Raw genomic sequence first — 21,906 nt, 5'->3', positions numbered from 1 at the left:
AAAAGCCGTCTCAAGGCTTTTCATACAGACGCTAACCTTGGCCACAGGTCAGTAGGAGATACGCCATTTCCTGAGCGTGGCAAGTGTCGAGGAAACCATGGGATACAGCCTGCCAATCCACGGGCAAAAGAAACGGCCTCTGAGGTCGTTTCTTTTTTTGCGTCTTTGATCGAACTTAGGAAACCCAAGACTCGACCACATCAGATCCATATTGAGCCTTCCACTCCTTCAGCAGTTTGTGGTTGCCACCTTTGGTCTCGATGATCTCGCCGTTGTGCGGGTTCTTGTACTGCTTAACCTGACGAGCGCGACGAGGTGATTTCTCTGCGGCAGCAGGTGCGGCACGGCGACTGGCCTGTGGATCCAGAAGGTTGATGATGTCACGAAGGCTATAGCCATATTGGCCCAGCAGATCGCGCAGTTTGGTCTCAAACTCGATTTCTTTCTGAAGCTCACGGCTGCCTTTCATGGCCTCCAGCTCGGCCAACTGGGCGGCCAATTTTTGCTCAAGTTGTCTAAATTCTGCCAGACGCGACATGGGGATACTCCGAAGTTGGACAGGTGACCTTTAGAACATCCTAACGCAGTTTAAATTCAAACCGAAATGAAAATCAGGGCCACCTGCTCCACTTTCCTGTTGCAGTGCAAGCGCCACACCGCCTATGTCTCATTTAGAGATGCCTGAATTTGAAACCCTCCAGCCTGACCTTGGCGAGTAGAAAGTTATCTACGCTGACACGCACCCAGGTTCCGTGCGGAGACACGACGGGCCTGTAGGAACGCAGATCATCCAGGTCAGTAGCCGATGCGGGGTAGAAGATCCCAGCGCTGCGTGAGCGCAAAAAGCGCCGCGAGTTATGGTCGTTATTTGTGAAACACCACACTAGAACTCCACCCTCCCCCGACCCGCCTTGACAGCGCTGCGCCTGGCTTTTCCTTCGAGGCGGCGGGTCTTGGAGCCCAGGGTCGGCTTGGTGGGGCGACGTTTCTTATCGGTCTTGCCAGCGTTGATGATCAACTCGGCAAGACGCGCCAAAGCGTCCGCACGGTTCTGCTCCTGTGTGCGGTACTGCTGGCCCTTGATGATCAATACGCCGTCGCCGGTGATACGACTGTCACGCAGCGCCAGCAGCCGCGCCTTGTAAAACTCGGGCAACGATGAAGACGGGATGTCGAAGCGCAGGTGCACGGCGCTGGATACCTTGTTGACATTTTGCCCGCCCGCGCCTTGCGCGCGGATGTAGGTGAGTTCGATTTCGGCATCCGGCAGATGCACGTTATTGGAGATGGTCAACATGATAGGGCCCTTTTCATTCCCCATTATCACAGACTGCGCCGCTGTCCCATAGGACAACACATAATGCTCTGTCCGTTCAGGGTCATCGTGAGCGCCGCCACGCAGAAAGCTCCACCTGAGCGCTAGGCCAGCGCGTACAAACTGAACCTGCGGGGACAACTGACCGAATGTGAAGGCCCAAGAGGCGATCGTTACTGCATTGCCTCGGCCACTGTCATCACCCACTCGGACGAGTCCCCATGGCGTTCGTAATTGGACGCGCAGGCCACGATGCCATGCTTGCGGAGCGTGTCCTTGTCCTGCCGGTCAACGGCCGTAATCATTCAATGAGCGTTAGCGGACGCTCGGGTTTTCCAAAGCGAAAGCAACACGCCGCCAATCAGAAGGCCGATGGTAACGCTCAACGATATTTCGACTGGTACTTTACCCACAACGCCATGAAGGAAGATTTTCGCGCCGATAAAGACAAGCACCAGAGCCAGGGCGTACTTAAGGTAAACAAAGCGACTGATCATCGCAGCCAATGCAAAATAGAGCGCTCGCAAGCCGAGAATTGCAAAGATGTTCGACGTATAAACGATGAACGGATCCTGCATGATTGCAAAAATTGCAGGCACGCTGTCAACAGCAAACACTAAATCTGCACATTCAATCAGGACAAGTGCAAGGAATAGTGGCGTCACCCATAGCGTTCTGTTCCCTGACACGTCAGGCAGCGAACCACAAAGCGTTGACCGTGCAATTCCTTGGTGATGCGCAGGTATTGTGTGACATTCCTGCACATGGAAATTGCCCAAGCGACTACGTTTCAGCTCGCCCCGGGCAACGCGGTCCAGTCCAGCGTCGATCTTGTCCAGCAGTTTTCTCCCACTCCAGCAGCCACAGGCGAAGCGGCTTCCTGCCTCTGCCTGCTCAAGAGCACGGACATGATTTGCAATCTGACCTTAATGTTATGTTATAACTAGCCACATCAAGCCTTACCTCTGGCTCGCCTGCGAACCGGGCCCAGGGAACGGAAGGCTGGATGAAGCTGACCAACCCCTTCCCCGGCTGGAACTGATTCATACCCCTTGCTGCTACGTGCAAGGCTCCCACCACTGGATAGACATGATGAGCTCAGCATTACCCGACGTTTCCGTCACCGACCTGGCCCCCAGCCTAAGCCCGTTGCAATGGGTCGGCATGCAGGGTATCGACCTGCCGGTAAGGATCGAAGAAGCGACCTACCAGCACGAGCTACACGCCCGGGCGGATGTCCAGGTCGACCTGCCGGCACCGCACGTCAAAGGCATTCACATGTCCAGGCTGTATCGCCTGCTGGACGCCTGGGGGCAGGCTGCGGCGGTCTCGCCGGCAAGTCTCTTTGCGCTGTTGCAGGAGATGATCGACAGCCATCAGGACTGCGAAAGCCGCAATGCCAGGTTGCGCCTGGATTTCGACTTGTTGGTTCGCCGCCCTGCGCTGGTGACCGAGGGCCTCTCTGGCTGGAAGTCGTACCCGGTTCACGTGCTCGCCACGAAGGTCGGCGGGGCACTGAACCTGAGTATCGAGGTCAGGATCGGCTACTCCTCGACCTGCCCGTGCTCGGCCGCTCTCTCCCGACAATTGATTGAGGACGGCTTCCTGCGAACCTTCAAGGACCAGCCGCTGCTCGAAGCCAGCGCCGTCGCGCAGTGGCTGCGCAGCAATGCGTCGCTGGCGACGCCGCATAGCCAGCGCAGCGAAGCTCGGGTGCGCGTCGCGGTGCCTGCCGATGCCCCTAATCTCGGGTTGCTGGGCCTGATCGACCAAGTCGAAGGCGCCTTGCGCACGCCGGTTCAGACCGCCGTGAAACGGGCTGACGAACAGGCTTTCGCGGCACTCAACGGGCAGAACCTGATGTTTGTCGAGGATGCTGCGCGGCGTATTCAGGTAAGCCTGCAGGGTTACCGCGATAGCCAAGTGCACGTTCGCCACCTGGAAAGCCTGCACCCGCACGATGCCTCGGCCTGGTCCGCCCCGCAGGCATCTGGGCCTGACCAACAAGAATCATTTGCAACCGGTAATGAGCGCTAACCACTGGTGTTACGTTATTACATCTAATAACATGCGCATCCCAACACATGAACATTCTCTCATCAGGATTCATTTGTCAGGCCTGACGCAAGACGGGCCGCTCTACTCGCAAGGGTTTCTTGTCATCTGTGATGCAGCACCGCCCGAAGCAGCGCGCGGCATCGATGTTGGCATCGAGTGCGGCCTGCACAGCCCACACAGTGGCGCCTGATGGTGTATCCGTCGATCCCCTTCGAGCTCGTGGACAGTGCCCAAGTCAGGACGTACCCAAAATTGCAACGTTATAGCGTGAAAAACGGAGACTTTACGTGAACCCTCGTGCCCCCCTTCTGGCCGGCCTGACGCTGGGCTTGTTCGGCCAGCCGATTTCAGCGGCACAACCCTTGCTGCTGAACGAAACCTCCATCACCGACGCCTACCTCGAAGAACGCGCCGACGGGCCGGTGCAAGGCTATCGTGCCAACCGCTCTGCCACCGCCACCCGCACCGATACCGACCTGCGCGACACACCGCAGAGTATCGACGTCGTGCCCGCGCAGGTGATCAAGGACCTCAACACCACCCGCATCGACCGCGCCCTGGACTTTGCTGGCGGCGTGTCGCGGCAGAACAACTTCGGCGGCCTGACTTTCCTCAACTACAGTGTGCGCGGCTTCACCACGGGCGAGCTGTACAAGAACGGTTTCGCCATCAACCGCGGCAGCTACAGCGCGCCGGACACGTCGAACATCGAACGCATCGAAGTGCTCAAAGGCCCGGCTGCCAGCCTGTACGGCCGTGGCGACCCTGGCGGGCTGGTCAACATCGTCACCAAGCGCCCCCAGGCCGAAGCCTTCAGTACGCTCACGCTCAGCGCAGGCAGCTGAGACCGCTACCGCACCGCCCTGGACGCCAACTCGCCGCTGGACAGCGAGGGGAATCTGCTGGGCCGGATCAACCTTGCCGTCGAAGACAACGACAGCTTCCGCGACCATGTCGGCAGCGAGCGCCGTATCGTCAGCCCCTCCCTGAGCTGGCAACTGTCACCCGACACCCGACTGATGATCGACACCGAGTTCTCCCGCACCGAGTCGGTGTTCGATCGCGGCATTCCGGCGGTCAACGGCGAAATGGGTTCGGTCAAGCGCTCGACCTTCCTTGGCGAGCCGAATGACGGCAAGATCCGCAACGACAACCAGACCCTCGACGTGGCGCTGGAACACGTGCTCAACGACAACTGGACGCTGCGCCTGGCCAACCACTACACCCAGGGCACGCTCAAAGGCAACAGCTCCGAGCCCCAGGCCCTGGTGGGCACCACCATCACGCGCTTCTATCGCGAACGCGACTTCGAATGGAACGACAACATCACCCAGGCCGAGCTGCACGGGCAGTTCGAGCTGGGTGGCTGGCAGCATCAGACCCTCGTCGGGCTGGAGTACGAAAACTACCGCAACAGCCAGAAGTACCCGCAAAGCGCCACCTCCGCAGCATACGGGCTGGATATCTACAACCCGGTATACGGCAAGCCGAAGCCAGCCATCACCCGTGCCAACGACTTCTTCGAGCACACTGAAAGCTATGCGATCAACCTGCAAGACCAGATCGCTTTCACCGAGCGCCTGCGCGGGTTGCTGGGCGTACGCCTGGAGCGCTTCGAGCAGACCTCGCAGAACCGCACCACGGGTCTCAGCAACAGCCAGGAAAAGGACGTTGCCACACCGCGCATCGGGGTGTTGTACCAACTGACCCCGCAAGTCGGCGTGTTCGCCAACGCATCCACTTCGTTCAAACCCAACACCATCGGCACCCAGGGCCAGGTGTACAAGCCTGAAAAGGGCTTGGGTTACGAGACCGGAGTCAAACTTGACCTCCTCGACAGCCGCCTGGGCGCGACCATCGCCCTGTTCCATATCGACAAGGAGAACGTCATCACCACAGACGCCCTTGGCGAGAGCGTGGCGGCGGGCGAAGCGCGCAGCCAAGGCCTGGACCTGCAGTTCAGCGGCCAGCTGACCGACGCGTTGCGAGTGATCGGCGCCTACGCCTACATCGACGCCGAGGTCACCAAGGGCGACGCAGCCCTGCCCAAAGGCAGCGACTTGCTCGGCATCGCCCGTAACAGCGGCAGCCTGATGGGCGTGTACGAATTCCAGGACGGTGCCCTGCGCGGCTCGGATGTGGGCGCAGCGGTGAACTACGTCGGCGAACGCCCCGGCCAGGCCGGCAGCGACTTCACCCTGGACGCCTACAGCACGGTCGACCTGCTGGCGCACTACAAGGCCAGCGAACAGGTCACCGTCGGCCTTAACCTCAACAACCTGTTCGACCGCAAGTACTACGAACGCTCGTACAACAGCGCTTGGGTGCTGCCCGGGGAGCCACGCAACTTCAGTGTCAGCCTGACCCTTAGCCTTTGAACCGAGGAACCATCATGCATCCATCATTGAAAGTCGCTTCCCTGTTGACCCTGATGGTCAGCGTCAACGCAGGCGCCCACGGCCTGTGGACCGAGGAGCGACGTGGCAATATCGAGGCTGTGTACGGCCACGGTGCCGAGGATAACGCCTACAAGGCGGAAAAGATCAAGCGCGCCTGGGCGTTCGACGCGACCGGGAACATGGTCCCGGTCACGGTCGAGCGCCTGGCAGATCATGCCGTGCTGCAACCACTTACCCCGCCTGCGGCACTTGCCGTGCTGCTGGACAACGGGCCTTGGTCACAGCGCCCGGACAAGCAATGGGTCAATCAGGATCGCACCCACGTCAAGGATGCGATCGCCTCCACCCACAGCTTGAAATACAGCCTGGCGATCTACCAGAGCGGTGCTCGCCTGCCGAAACTGGACATGCTGCGATTGGCGATCGTTCCCCTGAGCGACCCTCTGCAAGTCGGGCCAGGCAAGACGCTGGAAGTGCTGGTACTGCTCGATGGCAAACCGGCTGCTGATATCCCGCTGCAGGGCGATTACCGAGGCGCCCCTCACCAGGTCAGCGCCACCACCGACAAGCAAGGCCGGGCACGTATAACCGTACGCAATGAAGGGCTCAACATCATCGCGGCCCAGGCTACCCTGCCAATGGCAGACGGCAGCCCCGTGGCCCAACAGAGTCTGTTCAGTTCACTGACGTTCCTGGGTGAGCCGCACCACGAGTAACATAAGCGACCTACCTCGGCCGAGGTATGGCAGTTAGAGACGTTCGGAATGAGTGCCTGCAACCAGCATCCGCACCATGTCCATCGGCACAAGCCCGGCTGCGGCCACACGGCAATCGAACACGATGGGCATGTCGATTACCTGCATGATGGGCACTTGCATCACATGCAGAGCGATCATGTCGATGAACGCACTAGGTCGCGTTTGCCGAGCCCCCAGCGCTAATTGAAGAGGTCAACACTTGCGGGCGCTCCTCGGGCGCTACCACCGGGGCAGCAGGCATCCGGTATTGGTTCTCCCACTTCGCCACAACCAGAGGCGCCAGTGCGTTGCCCAAGACATTCAGCGCCGTGATCGGCATGTCCATCAAGCGATAGACTCCGGCGATGAATGCAATACCTTCCACAGGCAGACCGGCACTGGTCAGCGTAGCGGTCAAGATCACGAACATGGCACCCGGGACGCCGGCTGCGCCCTTGGAGGTCAGCACCATGATGATGATCAGCATCACCTGGTCAGCCAAGCTCAGGGGAATTTCATACAGCTGCGCGATGAACAGCGTGCCGATGCCCACGAACAGCGATGCGCCATCCAGATTGAAGGAATAACCCGTAGGGATAACCAACGTAGCAATCGAACGCGGCGCACCGTAGGCCTCGACCTTTTCAATCAGCTGGGGCATGACAGTCGCCGAGGCGGCAGTACTGAATGCCAGGATCAACTCATCCTTGATCGCCTTGATCAGGTCGAAGATGTTGATCCCTGCAACCTTCGCGATGCCGCCCAGCACGACCACGCCGAACAGAATGACCGCGACGTAGGTGACGGCAATCAGTTTTGCCAGAGGCAGCAACGCGGAAAGCCCGAAGTTGGCTACCGTCACGCCGATCAGGCCAAAGATCCCGATCGGTGAGTAGTGCATCACGATATGCGTCACCTTGAACATCGTCGCGGAAATGGCATTGACTACCGCGATCAACGGCATTTTCTTCTCTTTGTCCAGAGCACTTAGCCCAAAGCCGAACATGACCGAGAAGAACAGGACAGGCAGCAGCTTTCCTTGCGCCATTGCACCGACAATATTGTCCGGGATGATATTGAGGATGACTTGAGCAAACCCTGTGCTCTCCGAGGTAGAGGGAAGCGAGAGCGATTGGGTGTTTGCCAGCGTCGTCAAGTTGGCACCTACGCCTGGCTGCGCAAGATTGCCAACCAGCAGGCCACACACAATTGCGATGCTGGTCACGACAAAGAAGTAGAACAAGGCTTTCACCCCTACCCGCCCTATCGCCTTGCTATCACCATTGCCTGCGATCGCGCCGACCATGCACGCGAATACAAGGGGTATGACAATCATCTTCATCATCTTGATGAAAATATCGCCGACGGGTTGCAAAAAGCTGCTGATTATCCAGGCTTTGTACTCGGGAAAGAAATTGAGAAGTGCCCCCACTACAACCCCGAGCACAAGACCTACAATAATTCTAGTCACCAGACTAGTCTTCGCCATACGTCCTCCAGTTATTATAATTTGGACTGTACATTGGCCGGCAAAAATGCCAAACACATCGTTGGAGCCTGTTATTTTTATTGAGTGGCCACTCATCGATACACGCCTCTTATCTCACGCAGACAAAGCGGGAGGCGCGTCCCGAAGGTTTATACCAATCAGGTGGCAAATACACCTTCAAAGTCCTTGAACCCTTTGATCTCGATCGGGTTGCCACTGGGGTCCAGGAAAAACATCGTTCGCTGCTCCCCAGGTTGGCCCGGGAATCGTACAACCGGCGGTATGTCGAACTGCACACCATGAAGCGCCAGGCGGTCTGCCATCGCGAACCAGTCATCCAGATGCAGCACCAAGCCGATATGCGGCATCAACACTTCATGGTCGCCGACTTTGCCGGTGCGGGTCGTTGGAAAAGGAACACCTTTGTGAAGCGAAATCTGGTGACCGAAGAAATCGTAATCCACATAAGTTTCACTTGTGCGGCCTTCTTTGCAGCCGAGAATGTTACCGTAGAAGTTACGAGATGCTTCGAGATCTGTAACATGGTATGAAACATGAAATAACGATTTCATAACTACCCTCTTTGGTTTCTGATAGAACTTTTGGGGAGGTTAGCGTAGCCTCGCGCAAGTGCTAAAGCGCATTTTTCCATCTCTCAGCGAAAGGAAATGTTTTGGACACTCGATTTCTCGAAAGCCTGATGGCGGTGATAGAGACTGGCTCGATTGCAGCGGCGGCTCGACGGGAAAACCTGACAGCACCTGCAGTCAGCCAGCGTATACAAGCACTCGAGAAATCGCTGGCGTGCGAACTCCTGAACCGAAGCGCACATGCTGTCGAACCTACCGAGAAATGCCTGTCGTTGCTGCCGAAGATTCGAGATCTGATCCAGGGGGCAGCAGAGCTGAAAGAGGATCTGGACACCGGTAGCCTGTCGGGGTATCTCAAGATCGGTGCGATCTCTACAGCGTTGACAGGCATATTGCCAGAGGCCATGAATCAGCTATCAAGCATTGCCCCGCAACTGAGGCTACGTATCACGCCAGGGGACTCACGCAGTCTTTACGAACAAGTAGCCTGCGGAGAGCTCGATGCGGGAATCATGGTATGTCCGCCCTTCAGCGTCCCCAAAACCATTCGTGTACAGGTGCTTCGAGAAGAACCCCTGATGCTTTTGACCAAAGACCCCGTTGACAAGCGCGACATCCGCTCGACGATTCTTGGTCGAAACCTGATTCGATATGACTCACATGCCTGGGGTGGGCAGATTGCACAGCAGTACTTGAATGACAATGACCTGCAACCCGATGTCCTCTGTAATCTGGATGCGTTGGATGCTATCTACATCATGGTCGCAAAAGGCATGGGGGTGTCTGTTGTCCCACTCTGGGCGGGATTGAAGACTGACGACGTACAGGCAACGCCAGTGTCGGACGCTGACAGCTACATGTACATGCGCCAGGTAGTCCTGCTTCACAAGGCCAACCCCAGAAGGCCCAAGGCGGTGGAGGTTTTGAAGGCACAGCTTATGAATAACTGCAGCTTTCCATAAGGGCCTACACTCTCGGCAACAGGAGGTGTTCATGATAGCTCGCTGGCGTTGGTTGGCTACGCGAATTGCCAAGCGTCTCTGGTTCAGAGCAACGCTTTTCTCCCTGTTGGGGGTGGTTACCGCGCTACTGGCCATGGTGTTCAAGGATGCAGTGCCGGTCAGCTTGCCTGCACGTATCGGTGCAGATGCCGTTGACAAGATATTGGGCATCATCGCCTCGAGCATGCTTGCCGTCACGACGTTTTCGCTCAGTACAATGGTCTCGGCCTACAGTGCCGCCAGCAGTGGCGTAACCCCGCGCGCCACTTCGTTGGTCATGGAGGACGCCACGACCCAGAACGCTCTGGCGACCTTCATCGGGTCCTTTCTCTTCAGCCTCGTCGGCATCATTGCACTGAGCACCGGAGCCTACGGTACACAAGGTCGTGTAGTGCTTTTCACCGTGACGATTGCAGTGGTGGTCCTGATCATCTACACCTTGCTGCGCTGGATTGATCACCTCTCCAAACTAGGGCGCGTGGGGGAGACGATCGACCGTGTCGAAAAAGCAGTGATCAAAGCCATCGAGCAGCGTGTTGAACACCCTTTTCTGGGCGCTGCAGCCTACCCGCCTGACCTCAAGTTTCCTGGGGTAACCCATGAAGTGAAAAGCCGCCAGACCGGCTATGTCCAGCACATCGATGTCCTCACGTTGAGCAAGATTGCAACGCGAACCGAGATTCGAATTTTCCTCGAAGTCCTGCCTGGCACCTTTGTACATGAGGGTATGGTGGTGGCACGGGCCTTGGCCGTGGATGGCGAGCCGCTCGATGACAATGGCGCGCTGGACATCGAGATGCTCGCTGCCGTGACCGTCGGCCTCAGGAGAACGTTCGAGCATGACCCGCGCTTCGGGCTTTCGGTGTTGTCAGAGATCGCCTCGCGAGCGCTTTCTCCAGCGGTAAATGATCCCGGCACAGCCATCGACATCATTGGCCGCGGCATTCGCTGCCTGACGTGTTGGGGGAAACTGCATCCCGTGGCGCAAAGCACGGATAACAAATGCCCGCAGGTCTATGTTCGTGCACTGCTGGCGGATGACCTGTTTGACGATTTTTTTGCGCCGATCAGCCGGGACGGCGCGGCTTTGCAAGAGGTCAATCTGCGTTTGATCAAAGCCCTGGTCAGCCTGGCGCGCATCAATCCCCGCGCATTTCAAGCCGCCTGCAGCCGGCATGCCGCGCGCTTGCTTGCACACGCGGGCAGTGGGCTTGTACTTCAACAGGACAAGGACGAGCTCCGCGCGCTTGCTGCCGAACTCATCGGTGTTCAATAAGTCTCGTGCGCCTGTACCCGATTGAATATTCGTGCTTGAAAAATCACCCTGTTCAGATGCACTAGAAGATGTAGAATCCCTCGCCAACCTCCCAACCTGATCATTCAGTTTTCACGCCGAGTCCCGCCATGAAGCTGGCCCACCACACACGATCACATGTCGCCTGGGTGCTGTATTTCAGCATCCTGTTCGGCTCGTTGCTGTGCGCCATGGGCCATGGGCAAATGGCCGGGTTGCGCCTGGCTGGTATGGATGATGCCGCCTGGTGCACGGCCGACAGCAGCGGCATGGTCCAAGGTGAGCAAGACTTCAGCGATCCGACCCTGCCTGCCGGCGGTGACTGCGTGATCGCCAGCCTGTTCAGCGCGACACTGCTGGCCGTATTTTTCGGCCTGCTGACCCTGCTCGCCTGCGAGCCGGGCAGCCCCTTACCCAACCAACCTCCGCCACGCCTGCCCAAGCAGCGTTGGCCACTGGTCAATCCCCGCGCCTCTCCTGCTTCGCTTCTCGCGTTCTGACATCGCCGCGTCCCCGTGCCGCCTGATCGGCAGCGGGCGTGTGCTCACCGATTTCAGCCAGGAAGCCTTGCATGTTCCGCATGACCACTTTGGCGCTGCTCGTTGGCAGCGCAACCTGTGCCTGGGCGCAGGATGACACCCTGACCCTGCCGGCCAGCAATGTCACAGCCACAGCCAATCAACCCAAGGAGGCAACCAGCCTTGACCTTGATCGCCCCATCGAAAGCGGCTCGCGGCTGAACCTCAGCGCCAGGGAGAACCCCGCTTCCATCAGCGTTGCCGACCGCAAGACCATGGAGCGCATCGGCGCACGTAACTTCCAGGACGCCGCCAATGCACTGCCCGGGGTTAACGCCTCGGCTCCGCCCGGCTGGGGCGGATATGTGTCGTACCGAGGGTTCAACGGTGCCCAGATCAGCCAGTTGTTCAATGGCATCAATTTGCAGTATGGCGGCGCGGCGCGCCCGGTGGGCGCCTGGATCTACGACCGCGTCGAATTGCTCGGCGGGCCCTCCTCCTTCCTCAACGGCAGCGGCGCTGTCGGTGGCAGCCTCAATTTCATCACCCGGCTGGCAAGCCGTGACGAAGACACCTTCGAAGGGCGCGTCAGTTATGCACGCTACGACACCATGGAAACGTCGGTCGCCTTCAACAAGGCGCTGAACACGGGCGACGGCCCGCGCCACTATGCCCGCCTCGACTACAGCCGCACCAGCACCAACGGCTATATCGATCGGCAGGAGAATGGGGCCGGCAACCTGGCTTTCTCGCTGCTTAGCGACATCAACGATCAGCTCTCGCACACGCTGGCCATCGAATACCTGGAAGAGCAAGAGGACAGCCCCTACTGGGGCACACCGGTATTGCAGCCACTGGTCGGTACCTTGCACATCGACAAGCACAACCGTTTCAACAACTACAACGTCGAAGACGGTCGCTACGAGCAGCGCACCCGGTGGCTGCGCTCGATCACCGACTATCGCTTCGATGACAACACCCAACTGCGTAACACCTTCTACCACTACAACGGCCAGCGCGATTACCGCAATCTCGAGGTGTATCGCTACAACGCCGACAACAGCGCCATCGCTCGCTCAGGCGGCTATCGCCAGCGGCACGACCAGGAGGTCAACGGCGACAAGCTCGAGCTGACCCACCAGGGCCAGTTGTTCGGCCTTGCCAGCGATTGGGCTTTCGGCATGGACTACAGCACCAACCAGCAAACCAACTACCCGCTGTCCAAGGGGGCATTCGACACGGTTGACCCGAACGGCTTCGAACCCGGGCACTTCCTCGATATCCCCGGTATGGACGCGCCCATGACCAAGGGCAGAACCACCACCACCGACACCACCTCGGCCTTCGTCGAGAACCGTACCCGCCTGACCGATCAACTGTCGTTGATAACCGCGTTGCGCTACGACCATATCGACTTCGACGTGGTCGACCATGTGGCGCGAGCCAGGCTGGACCGACGCTGGGACGCCATCACCGGTCGCCTGGGGCTGGTCTATGACCTGACCTCCAACGTCAGCCTGTACACCCAATACAGCACCTCGGCCGAACCACCAGGCGGTACCCTGACCAGCGCCTCGATCAGCCAGGTCGGCGACTTCGACCTGAGCACCGGCCGTCAGGTCGAAGTAGGCAGCAAGTTCGACTTCCTCGACGGCCGCGGCTCGGCGACGGCAGCGGCGTATCGCATCGTGCGCAAGGATATCTCCGTGCCCTCCTCGACCGTGCCCAACACCACCGAGCAGGCGGGCCAGCAGACCTCCACCGGCATCGAGCTGGCAGCCTCGTTCAAGGTCACGCCCAAGCTGCTGGCGGCGGGCAACTTCAGTTGGGTGAATGCCGAATACGATGAATTCAACGAAACCATCGGCGGCGTGGTGTACTCGCGCAAGGGCAAGAACCCGGTCAACATCCCCGACCGCGTGGCCAACCTCTGGTTGACCTACGACCTGGCGCCCGGCTGGCAGGTCGGGGCCGATGCCCGCTATGTCTCATCGGTGTACGCCAACACCGCCAATACCACATGGGTACCGTCGTACACCGTCTACGGGCTGTCCATGACCCACGACCTGGACAAGCACGTGCAAGTCAGCGCGCGGCTGCGCAACCTCACCGACGAGGTGTATGCCCGCTTCATCCACCAGACCAACACCCAGTACTACCTGGGTGAACCGCGCAGCCTGGAAGTCGCTGTGCAGTGGCGCTACTGATGAGCGTGAAGCGCCAGCTGTACCTGTGGCACCGCTGGCTGGGCATCGTCGCCTGCCTGTTCATGGCGCTATGGTTCGTCTCCGGGGTTGTCATGCTGTACGTCGGCTACCCCAAGCTGACACCGGCCGAGCGCCTGGCCCACCTGCCGGCTTTGCCGGCGGGGTGCTGCGCCGAGTTGCCCGAGCATTGGGCGCAACAGCCGCTGAAGGCGCTGCGCCTGACCAGCCTGGGCGGGCGCGCGCACTATCTGCTGGAACTGGCCGACGGTCGCCGCGTCATCCTCGATGCCGCCAGCGGCGAGCCTCTGGCTCGGGCCGACGCAGCCTGGGCCCTGGCCAATGCCCGGCAGTATGCCGGTGACGCCGGGTTGGCTTACCTGGGCACCGTGGACGAGGACATGTGGACCCACTCCAGGGCATTGGATGGCGACCGCCCCTTGCATCACGTGCAGGTAGACGATACAGCCGGCACCTGGCTGTACCTGTCCAGCCGCACCGGCGAAGTGGTGCGTGACGCCACCGCCCAGGAGCGTGCATGGAACTGGGTCGGTGCATGGCTGCATTGGCTCTATCCTCTACGGGGCGGGTTCGGCTTCGACAACGGCTGGCGTACCCTGGTGATCGGCCTGTCCCTGGGCGCAACGGTCATGGCGCTCCTGGGCATGACCGTTGGCATACTGCGCCTGCGGCTGCGCAAGCGCTATCGCAGCGGCTCGTGCAGCCCCTACCCTGGCGGCTGGCTGCGCTGGCACCACATCGGCGGGCTACTGTTCGGCACGGTGCTGGTGCTGTGGGCATTCAGCGGACTCATGTCGATGCGCCCCTGGGGTGTGACCGACAGTCGTTCGCAGCTGGCCCCACAGGCGCTACGTCAGGGGCCACTACGCGCGATGGATATCGGCCAGACGGTTGCCCAGGCCATGGCCAGCCTGAGCCGGGAGCCTGGGTTCAACCCTGTCGAAATCCAGTGGCAACGCCTGGGCGGCGACACCTTCCTGGTTGCCCGCAATGCCGCCGGCGATAGCCGGATTCTGGAAGCCGGCGCGCCGCCGGCGCGGGCCTTGTCCGAACGACGCTTGCTGACAGCGGCCCGTGCGATGGCGGCAGGCGTCGTGGTACAGGCCAACTGGCAAGGGCACTATGACGCCTACTATTTCACCCGTGACGCCCAGAGCATGTACGGCTTTCAGAGCCGCCCACTGCCGGTACTGCGCCTGCGCTTCGACGACCCCGCCAGCACGTGGGTCTACCTCGACCCGGCCAGTGCAGAAGTGGTAGCCAGCCACGATGCCAGGCAACGCACCGGTCGCTGGCTGTTCAACCTGTTGCACAGCTGGGATCTGCAGCCACTGCTGCAAAGGCCGGTGTTACGCGAAGGCCTGATCATCGCCTTGAGCATCGGCGGCCTGGTGGTTTCACTCAGCGGCGCCGTACTAGGCTGGCGAAGGCTACGCAGAATGACCACTCGAGTTCGCGGTTGAGCCTCCTTTCGTGTTTGGCAGCGGCCTGAGCGATTGCCGCTGATCACTGAAAAAACAAAAGCCGGGACGGTAATGCGCCCCGGCTTTTGTTTGACCCGATGAAAACCCTGCCAAGAGTAAAACACCGGATCAACTTCAACGTAGCACGGCACCTGCAAGCCGCCACCCTGCGACAGTTCGCCGCACCCTGCCAGCCAGACCGGTAGATGAAGCCCTGACACCGCACATGCGTCAGAACGTCGCACCTGACAGGGATAACCAGGCTCTTAGACTCTGCCTTCCAATAAAAAACCTGAGAGGTCGGTCATGAAGAAAACACTGGCAATGCTTGCTTGCCTGGCAACCGCCAGCCTGGCTCAAGCAGCCCAGGACCCGGAGGCGGTCTTCAACCGCGCCTGCCAGATGTGCCACAACGGGCAATTGCCAATGGCGCCGAAGAAAGGCGACCACGAGGCCTGGAAGCCACGGCTGGCCCAAGGCAACGATGTTCTGGTGAAGCACGTCACCGAAGGCTTCAACGCCATGCCGCCGCGCGGCCTGTGCATGGACTGCACCGCCGACGATTACAAGGCCGTAATCGACTACATGTCCAAGTGATTCGTGCGCCAGGGACGCCTCCAGTAGGGTGCGCCTCTGGTAACCGCCTACAAAGAGTCAGCGCGGCGGTATCTTCCAAGCCAAAGGCACAGCAACGCCCCTAGCATCAGCACCGCGATCATGGCCTTCCAGACCAGGCCATAGCCTTGGGCTTGACGCAACAGCACACCGAACACAGGTGGCCCTAGAGCAAAGCCGGCGAAGAACCCGACTGACACCAGGCTGGCCGAAACGGCGGGTGGGCCAAACGTCCGGTCGCGCAGGACCATGCCCATGGCCACCGCATTGGTCGCCACCGCCGTGAGCCCCATGCCGATGCTGCCGATCCACAGCCATGCCCAGGACTGCAGGCCGGCCAGGCTTGTGCTGAAAACTGCCAGCGCCGCCAGCACGCACAGCACACCCAGCATCAAACTCTCGTCCTTCATACGCGCAGCCATCGGCGTCAGCAGCACCCGAGCCAGAATCCCCATCAGCCCGAACACCGCCACCAGTGTGCCAGCCAGCGCAACAGGCACACCTTGCGCCCGGGCATACACGCCCAAGTAGGTCACGAACGACGACAAGGCAATGGCCACGCAGCATTGCACCGCCATCAACAGTGCCAACCCAGGCGAAGGCCGCTGCAGGGCAATCGGCACGCTGGCCCCGCACGTCTGCAGCGCCGGCAGATGACGCAGAGCGATCATGCCCAACAGCAATGCCATCGGCGCAAACAGCACCAATGCCTGGCGCCAGCCCAGATGCTGGGCAAGCAGGGGCAGCAGCAACCCGGCACACAGCGCCGACACTTGCACCCCCGCCTGCTTGAAGCCGACGCTCGCGGCCCGTTCGGCGACCGGCAGGTGCTCGGCAATCAACAGGTTGGTCGCAGGATTGGCCATTGCCTGGGCAGCGCCACACACGGCCAGGGCAAGGACTAACCCGACGAAGCCCGGCAGCAGGCCGGCCAGGCCATAGGCGAGGGCACAAATGCCGAACAACAACCCCAGCGCCCGCCGTCCACCCAGGCGATCGACGAGGGCCCCGGCCCATAGCGACAACAGCGCGGCCAGGGCAAAGGCACTCATGGTCAAGTAACCCAGCCAGTGCTCAGGCACCTGTAAATCAGCGACCAGGTAGGGGCCCAGTGCGCCTATGGCGTAGAACACCAACATGGGCAGGGCCATGGCCGCGCCCAGCAGGCTGCGCAGCAGGATCGTCGATGGTTGCCGTGCCTGGGATATCGACAGGTCGTCAATCTGCATGGGAGCGGTCCCCATCGTTGCCCGTTGCGCCGACCCAGTCTTCAGGTAACGAAGACGGCGCGGCGAAATTCAATCCTCCTGCGCATCGGTAAGCGTCGATCAACTGCCGCCCCAATGCACTGACCAAGGCATCGTCGGTGCCATCCATGAAGTGCGTGGCACGGGCATGCCGGTAAATCCCCGCCAGTGGCAAACCGTCGCCCAGCCCTTCGGCGCCATGGATCTGGATCGCCGAGTCCACATTGAGGCTCAGGGCGCGCGAAGCAGCCAACTTGGCAAGGTTGGACTCCACTTCATTGGCCTGGCCTTGGTCGAAGCGCGTCGCGGCATCGCGCAGCAGCGACCGCGCAGCATGAATCGCCTGGTAGGCCTCGACAATGCGCAAGCGTACCAACTGCTTGTCCGCCAGCCGTGCCAGCGCACCGCGCGGCGACACGATGCGCGCGCCCATCAGGTCGAAGCAGCGTTGCGCCATCCCCAGCCAGTGTGCCGAACGCAACAGCCGCCCTAGGCCCAAACGCTCCTGGATCAGCGCCAAACCTCCACCCACTTCACCGAGTACCTGCCCCGGTCCCACGCGCACTCCGCTCAAGCGCACACCGGCTTGCCCCTGGTAGCGCCCCAGTACGGGCATTCTCCCGACGACATCCAGCCCAGGCGTTCCGGTCGGTACCACGAACAGCGTCAACCCCCGTTCCAGCGGTCCCTCACGGGTGCGCGCGACCACAGTGATGAACGCTGCCTGTTCGGCGCGGCAGATGAACCATTTTTCGCCATCCAGGCGCCAATGATCACCACACCACTGACCGCGTGTTGTAAGAGTGGCGGGTATCGAGCCGATGCTATTGGGCTCGGACATGCCGTAACTGGCCAGCGCTTCACCGGCCAGCACCGGCGCCAGCACTTCTTGGCGCAGTTGCTCGTTACCATGACGCAGCATGTAGCCGTCCAGCGCTGCCTCGGCACCGAATACTGCCGGCCCATGCTCCGAGCGCCCCTCCTGTTCGGCCAACGGCAGGTAATGGAGCAGGTCGCCGGGTTCAAGGCCATTGGCAAGGCCCCATAGCCCGGCTTCCCGTGCGGCCTGCTGCAATTGCGCCAGACAAGCGTGAGCCGCAGCATCGCCCGCCTCCAGACAAGCCTCACGGGGGATGAGCTGTTGATCCATGAAGCGACGGATCTGAATCGCCCTTTCCTGTAGCCGATCACTTTCACGCATGGACGAACCTCAACAGGCAATGTTCAAACGACGTTGCAGGAACGCCAGGTCGGCGGCCAGCGCCTTCTTGTCCACCTTTCCGGCAGGGCTTAGCGGTAACTCGTGGTGGAAGCGCAGGTATTCTGGCCATTTGTTCTTCTCCAGGCCCTGATCGCCCAGGTAGTCGGTCAGCTGCTTGAGGGCGAATCGTCGAGCCCCTGGGCGCAGGGTCAGGCAGATGCACACCCGTTGCCCGAGCTCAGCGTCTGCTACAGGTACACAGGCCGCGCTGACCACATCCGGGTGAGCAGTGACAATCCGTTCGATCTGCGCTGGGCTGATGTTGGCGCCACCGCGGATGATCACGTCCTTCTTGCGCCCCACCAGCACCAAATGGCCACTGGCATTGATCAGCCCCAGGTCACCGGTGCACACCCAGCCCTGGTCGTCGCGATAACGTTGGTCAAGCTCCGGCGCATTGACGTACTGCATCGGACTCAAGGGGCCTCGGGCCTTGATCTCGCCGACTTGCCCCGCGGGCAGTTCATCACCGCCCTCATCGACGATCTTGATCTCGCAGACACTGGGGTTGGGCTGGCCGACACTGCTCAACACCACCTCAAACGGGTCGTCCGGCAAGTTGTGACAATTGACCCCGTCGGCCGACCCGTACAGGCTCACCAAGGCGCAACCGAAGGCTTCGACGCAGCGCCGGATACTCTGCCCATCGATCAGCGCACCGCCACTGACCAGCGCCACCAGGCTACGGCGATCGACCTCGGCCAACGCGGGATCGGCCGCGATGCGCTGCAGCATGGTCGGCACGGCGAATACATGGGTCGGACGCAATTGCTCGATGGCACGGATGGCATCGGCCGCTTCGAAACGATCCAGCACCGCCAGTGAACCACCGAGCCAGGCCAGGCACCCGGCGGTGGCCGTGGAGCCGAATGCCGAGCCCAGCGGCACCAGGTAGAGCCCACGCAACCCATCCCCTTGCGGGTGCAGCCGCTGCAGGAACCGGCCCCGCCCGCCGACCAGCGCATTGTGTGAATAGGCCACCAGCTTGGGCTCGGACTCAGTGCCCGACGACACCAGCAGGCGTGCCGGGCTGTTCGGGCAAACCACAGGACGGTCGCTGGCTGCCAAGGGGGCCGAAGCCAGCAGACTGGCCAGGCTCGCCCAACCCTGGCGCTCGCCACCATCGACCACCAGGATGCGCAGGCTCAGCAGCGTCGGACGAAGCGACTCGATGACCGCGCACAGGTCGGTATCGCCTTGATGTGGTGCAACGACCACCGCCCGTGCGCAGCAACGCTTGAGCAGCGCTTCGATGTCCAGACGGCCACGCCCCGGCGGAAATGGCGCGACCACTGCACCCAGCACGGCGGCAGCCAGGTCGATCGCGCAACACTGCCAACCGTTACCGATCTGGTAGGCGATCACATCACCGGCGACCACCCCACGGTCTCGCAAGCCCTTTGCCAGGCGCAGGCTGTAGTCGTGCAACTGCCGGTAGTTGACCTGACTGTTCAGGGTCAGTACCGCCGGCTTGTCGGGCGTAACCTGGACGTGCTCCTCGAACAGCTCGAACAGCGGCTGGTCGGCATACCAGCCAGCTTCACGCCATGCTTGCCTGACAGCAGCGGGCACCAAATCGATCATGCCGGAATCGTTCATATAAACCTCCATGGGGAAAGCACGCGGGTGTAACTGCCTGGCTGCAGCCAGGGCGACAGACGTGGGTCCTGATGCAATTGGGCAAGGTCCTGCCAGACGATCGCGACGGGTACACCTGCTGCCAGCAACAGCGAGTGCCAGTGACTGGCAGGCTGGCATGGCAACTTTTGCTGTAGCGGCTCGAACATGGCACGCCACGCCGACTGCGCCGGAAGATCGAACAGGCGCCTGACTGCATTGAGGTCGCGGGGCACCGAGCAGTCGATCGCCAGGCGCGCATCCTGGCACTGGAACACCATGGCGCTGGCCTCACGCCGGGCCAATCGGGAACGGCAAAGCACATCGGCGGCGCCGAGCAACGAGCTGTCAACGCGGCCTGCAAGGCCGTGCAGGTGGCGGGCCAGCAAAGCCGCGACGATGCCCTGGGCGGCAAGCACGCCCCCGAACACGTCGAGCACTGTGAACAAGGAACCACCCGGGTTGCCTTCACCCTGGCCGATCAGTTGCGCCACGCCGGACCAGGCCTGCACCGTGAAGTCCGTCCCCGGCAGACCGGCAGGTACATTGGTCCCTCCCCAGCCCCCGGCGTAGGCATAAATCAGTGCGGGGTTGGTCTGGGCCAGGTCCGGCTGGTCGAGCCCGAGTTCCTCGGCCTTGCCTGGCGCCCAGTTGTGCAGGAACACGTCAGCCGCGGCGGCCCGCTGGCGCAGCAGGGCGCGTTCGTCTGCGGACTTGATGTCCAGTTCGACCACCGACTTCAAACCGTTCAAGGCGTCGAAACGCACCGAGCAACCTTGCGCCAGTGGGGCCATGCCACGCAGCGGATCACCGCCAGGCATTTCCAGGCGGGTCACCTCGGCCCCCAGAATGGCCAGCAGGTGCCCCGCGAGTGGCCCCTGGATCCGCCGGCACGATTCGATGACCTGCAGACCGCTCAACGGCAAGGCCTGACTGCAGGGCCGCGAGGGCGGCACGACCGGTTGCAGGTCGAACGACCAAGGGCTGTCGCCCAATGCTGCCAGGGCGCCGCGCCGAGCCAGGTCGTGCACTTGTGTGATGGCCATGCCTGTGTTGGCGCAATGATGCTCGATCTGCGCGTAAGACAGACTGGCCAGCGCTTGGCACAGGGCTTCGGGCACTGGTGCGATGGCCCGTGCATAGCGCAGCAGGAACCCCTGCCAACCTTTGCCGCTATCGGCCCGGGACACACCTAATGCGTCCCAGAAAGCCAGCCATGGACCGGCATCCAGGGTTTCCAGTTCGAAGGACACGCCGTCGGCACTGATGAAGGGCGGCCGCAACTGCGCGGACGAACAGCCCGCCGGCAGTTGCTCGGCGCCCCCCTCGGCTGTCGCCCCGGCGAGGTACTGGCTGATACACAACAAGCCCGCCCCCGGCAGTGACAGGCTGCAGTCAGCCATTTCGCCACCGCGCAGGCGCCCCAGCACCGTAGCCATCAACCCAGTCAGCACCAGGCTGGCAGCGACGTTGCTGAGGTAATCCAGATCGATAGCCTGGGCTTGCCCACTGGCCCTCCCATGCACCGCCATCAATCCGCAAGCGGCTTGCAAGGTGAATTCGCTGATCCCCGTCGGGGCGCCATCGCCCCAGCCGGTGATGCGGCACTGAGCAGGGTGCAGGCCCTCACCCTCCAGGCGATAGACAAGCGCCTGGTCGTCGGCGGGCACCTCGCAAAGCAGCAGCCCCAAGGCCTGCGCTTGTAGCGCCACGGCACGCTGCAGCGGCATCTGCTCATCGGCAAACGGTCCGAGCAGACGGCAGCCACTCAGCACCGCAGCCTGGCTCATCTGGCACCTCCGGCCACCGCAGGCAGGATGATCAGCTCGTCGCGGTCAGCCACCACGGTATCGAGGTTGGCGAGAAAACGTATATCTTCGTCGTTGAGGTACAGGTTGACGAAGCGGTGCAGCCCTTGCTCGTCCATCAAGCGTGGGCGTATGCCCGGGTAGCGCCGTTCGAGGTCGTCGACCACCTCGCGCACCGTTTGCCCCAGGGCTTCGACGCGTTTGTGGTCCTGGGTGTAACTGCGTAACAGGGTCGGAACACTGACAAAAACCGGCATGGGTTACTCCTC

The 21,906-nt window shown here is 61.2% G+C and carries 19 protein-coding genes and 2 pseudogenes; 9 read left to right on the top strand and 12 right to left on the bottom strand.

Annotated features, from left to right (window positions below):
• Window positions 1-175: 175 nt before the first annotated feature.
• The 4 genes and pseudogenes from BJQ17_RS11145 to BJQ17_RS11130 all read right to left on the bottom strand — a co-directional run.
• The gene (locus tag BJQ17_RS11145) at window positions 176-538 is read right to left on the bottom strand and encodes a histone-like nucleoid-structuring protein, MvaT/MvaU family (RefSeq protein WP_070096056.1); all 363 of its coding nucleotides are present in this window, start codon (window positions 536-538) and stop codon (window positions 176-178) included.
• Window positions 539-883: 345 nt separating this feature from the next.
• Window positions 884-1,297 carry an alternative ribosome rescue aminoacyl-tRNA hydrolase ArfB gene (gene arfB, locus BJQ17_RS11140; protein ID WP_004374860.1) on the bottom strand — a complete coding sequence of 138 codons (414 nt, stop codon included), beginning with the start codon at window positions 1,295-1,297 and terminating at the stop codon, window positions 884-886.
• A 191-nt stretch (window positions 1,298-1,488) separates the two neighbouring features.
• A complete protein-coding gene (locus tag BJQ17_RS32080) occupies window positions 1,489-1,620 on the bottom strand; it encodes a hypothetical protein (RefSeq protein WP_004374862.1) in 132 nt (43 codons plus the stop codon).
• Window positions 1,621-2,054 (bottom strand): annotated as a pseudogene (locus tag BJQ17_RS11130) (TerC family protein); the annotation flags it as partial.
• A gap of 353 nt (window positions 2,055-2,407) precedes the next feature.
• Here BJQ17_RS11130 and folE2 point away from each other — a divergent pair.
• The 3 genes and pseudogenes from folE2 (at window position 2,408) to BJQ17_RS11115 (ending at window position 6,488) form a co-directional block, all read left to right on the top strand.
• The gene (gene folE2 / locus BJQ17_RS11125; RefSeq protein ID WP_004374868.1) at window positions 2,408-3,352 is read left to right on the top strand and encodes a GTP cyclohydrolase FolE2; all 945 of its coding nucleotides are present in this window, start codon (window positions 2,408-2,410) and stop codon (window positions 3,350-3,352) included.
• A 308-nt stretch (window positions 3,353-3,660) separates the two neighbouring features.
• Window positions 3,661-5,751 (top strand): annotated as a pseudogene (locus BJQ17_RS11120) (TonB-dependent siderophore receptor).
• 14 nt (window positions 5,752-5,765) lie between these two features.
• Entirely contained in the window at window positions 5,766-6,488 is a 723-nt protein-coding gene (locus BJQ17_RS11115; RefSeq protein ID WP_070096055.1) for a DUF4198 domain-containing protein, read from the top strand.
• A 33-nt stretch (window positions 6,489-6,521) separates the two neighbouring features.
• On the opposite strand, the gene BJQ17_RS31635 is transcribed toward BJQ17_RS11115, so the two are convergent.
• The 3 genes from BJQ17_RS31635 to BJQ17_RS11100 all read right to left on the bottom strand — a co-directional run bounded on the left by BJQ17_RS31635 (window position 6,522) and on the right by BJQ17_RS11100 (window position 8,570).
• Window positions 6,522-6,668, bottom strand: a complete 147-nt coding sequence (locus BJQ17_RS31635; RefSeq protein WP_175442727.1) for a hypothetical protein — start codon at window positions 6,666-6,668, stop codon at window positions 6,522-6,524.
• A gap of 13 nt (window positions 6,669-6,681) precedes the next feature.
• Window positions 6,682-7,998, bottom strand: coding sequence for a cation:dicarboxylate symporter family transporter (locus BJQ17_RS11105; protein ID WP_070096054.1), 1,317 nt, complete (start codon window positions 7,996-7,998; stop codon window positions 6,682-6,684).
• 158 nt (window positions 7,999-8,156) lie between these two features.
• Complete coding sequence (locus BJQ17_RS11100) at window positions 8,157-8,570, bottom strand: VOC family protein (protein WP_010954206.1); 414 nt, start codon at window positions 8,568-8,570, stop codon at window positions 8,157-8,159.
• 101 nt (window positions 8,571-8,671) lie between these two features.
• Here BJQ17_RS11100 and BJQ17_RS11095 point away from each other — a divergent pair, with 101 nt between their 5' ends.
• From BJQ17_RS11095 to BJQ17_RS11070, 6 genes are all read left to right on the top strand, one after another.
• Window positions 8,672-9,550, top strand: a complete 879-nt coding sequence (locus BJQ17_RS11095; protein WP_070096053.1) for a LysR family transcriptional regulator — start codon at window positions 8,672-8,674, stop codon at window positions 9,548-9,550.
• Window positions 9,551-9,581: 31 nt separating this feature from the next.
• Window positions 9,582-10,865 (top strand): DUF2254 domain-containing protein, encoded by a 1,284-nt coding sequence (locus BJQ17_RS11090; protein ID WP_070096052.1) that lies wholly within the window; start codon window positions 9,582-9,584, stop codon window positions 10,863-10,865.
• 128 nt (window positions 10,866-10,993) lie between these two features.
• A complete protein-coding gene (locus BJQ17_RS11085) occupies window positions 10,994-11,383 on the top strand; it encodes a DUF2946 family protein (RefSeq protein ID WP_070096051.1) in 390 nt (129 codons plus the stop codon).
• A 71-nt stretch (window positions 11,384-11,454) separates the two neighbouring features.
• Entirely contained in the window at window positions 11,455-13,608 is a 2,154-nt protein-coding gene (locus BJQ17_RS11080) for a TonB-dependent siderophore receptor (protein ID WP_070096050.1), read from the top strand.
• A 5-nt stretch (window positions 13,609-13,613) separates the two neighbouring features.
• Window positions 13,614-15,089, top strand: a complete 1,476-nt coding sequence (locus BJQ17_RS11075; protein WP_070096085.1) for a PepSY domain-containing protein — start codon at window positions 13,614-13,616, stop codon at window positions 15,087-15,089.
• 306 nt (window positions 15,090-15,395) lie between these two features.
• A complete protein-coding gene (locus tag BJQ17_RS11070; RefSeq protein WP_010954210.1) occupies window positions 15,396-15,686 on the top strand; it encodes a cytochrome c5 family protein in 291 nt (96 codons plus the stop codon).
• A gap of 47 nt (window positions 15,687-15,733) precedes the next feature.
• Here BJQ17_RS11070 and BJQ17_RS11065 read toward each other — a convergent pair whose 3' ends face one another.
• The 5 genes from BJQ17_RS11065 to BJQ17_RS11045 are packed head-to-tail and all read right to left on the bottom strand — an operon-like array spanning window position 15,734 to window position 21,894.
• Window positions 15,734-16,933, bottom strand: coding sequence for a CynX/NimT family MFS transporter (locus tag BJQ17_RS11065; RefSeq protein ID WP_020191487.1), 1,200 nt, complete (start codon window positions 16,931-16,933; stop codon window positions 15,734-15,736).
• Window positions 16,923-18,152, bottom strand: coding sequence for an acyl-CoA dehydrogenase family protein (locus BJQ17_RS11060; protein WP_070096049.1), 1,230 nt, complete (start codon window positions 18,150-18,152; stop codon window positions 16,923-16,925). The genes BJQ17_RS11065 and BJQ17_RS11060 overlap by 11 nt, the downstream gene beginning before the upstream one ends.
• Before the next feature lie 9 nt (window positions 18,153-18,161).
• Window positions 18,162-19,811 (bottom strand): class I adenylate-forming enzyme family protein, encoded by a 1,650-nt coding sequence (locus tag BJQ17_RS11055; RefSeq protein ID WP_070096048.1) that lies wholly within the window; start codon window positions 19,809-19,811, stop codon window positions 18,162-18,164.
• Complete coding sequence (locus BJQ17_RS11050) at window positions 19,808-21,619, bottom strand: CoA transferase (protein ID WP_070096047.1); 1,812 nt, start codon at window positions 21,617-21,619, stop codon at window positions 19,808-19,810. The genes BJQ17_RS11055 and BJQ17_RS11050 overlap by 4 nt, the downstream gene beginning before the upstream one ends.
• Window positions 21,616-21,894 carry a MoaD/ThiS family protein gene (locus BJQ17_RS11045; RefSeq protein ID WP_070096046.1) on the bottom strand — a complete coding sequence of 93 codons (279 nt, stop codon included), beginning with the start codon at window positions 21,892-21,894 and terminating at the stop codon, window positions 21,616-21,618. Before BJQ17_RS11045 ends, BJQ17_RS11050 begins: the two co-directional genes overlap by 4 nt.
• Window positions 21,895-21,906 lie beyond the last annotated feature (12 nt).

Source organism: Pseudomonas sp. NBRC 111139 (genome assembly GCF_001753955.1).
GTDB lineage: Bacteria > Pseudomonadota > Gammaproteobacteria > Pseudomonadales > Pseudomonadaceae > Aquipseudomonas > Aquipseudomonas alloputida.
This window is presented reverse-complemented; position numbering and strand designations above follow the sequence as displayed.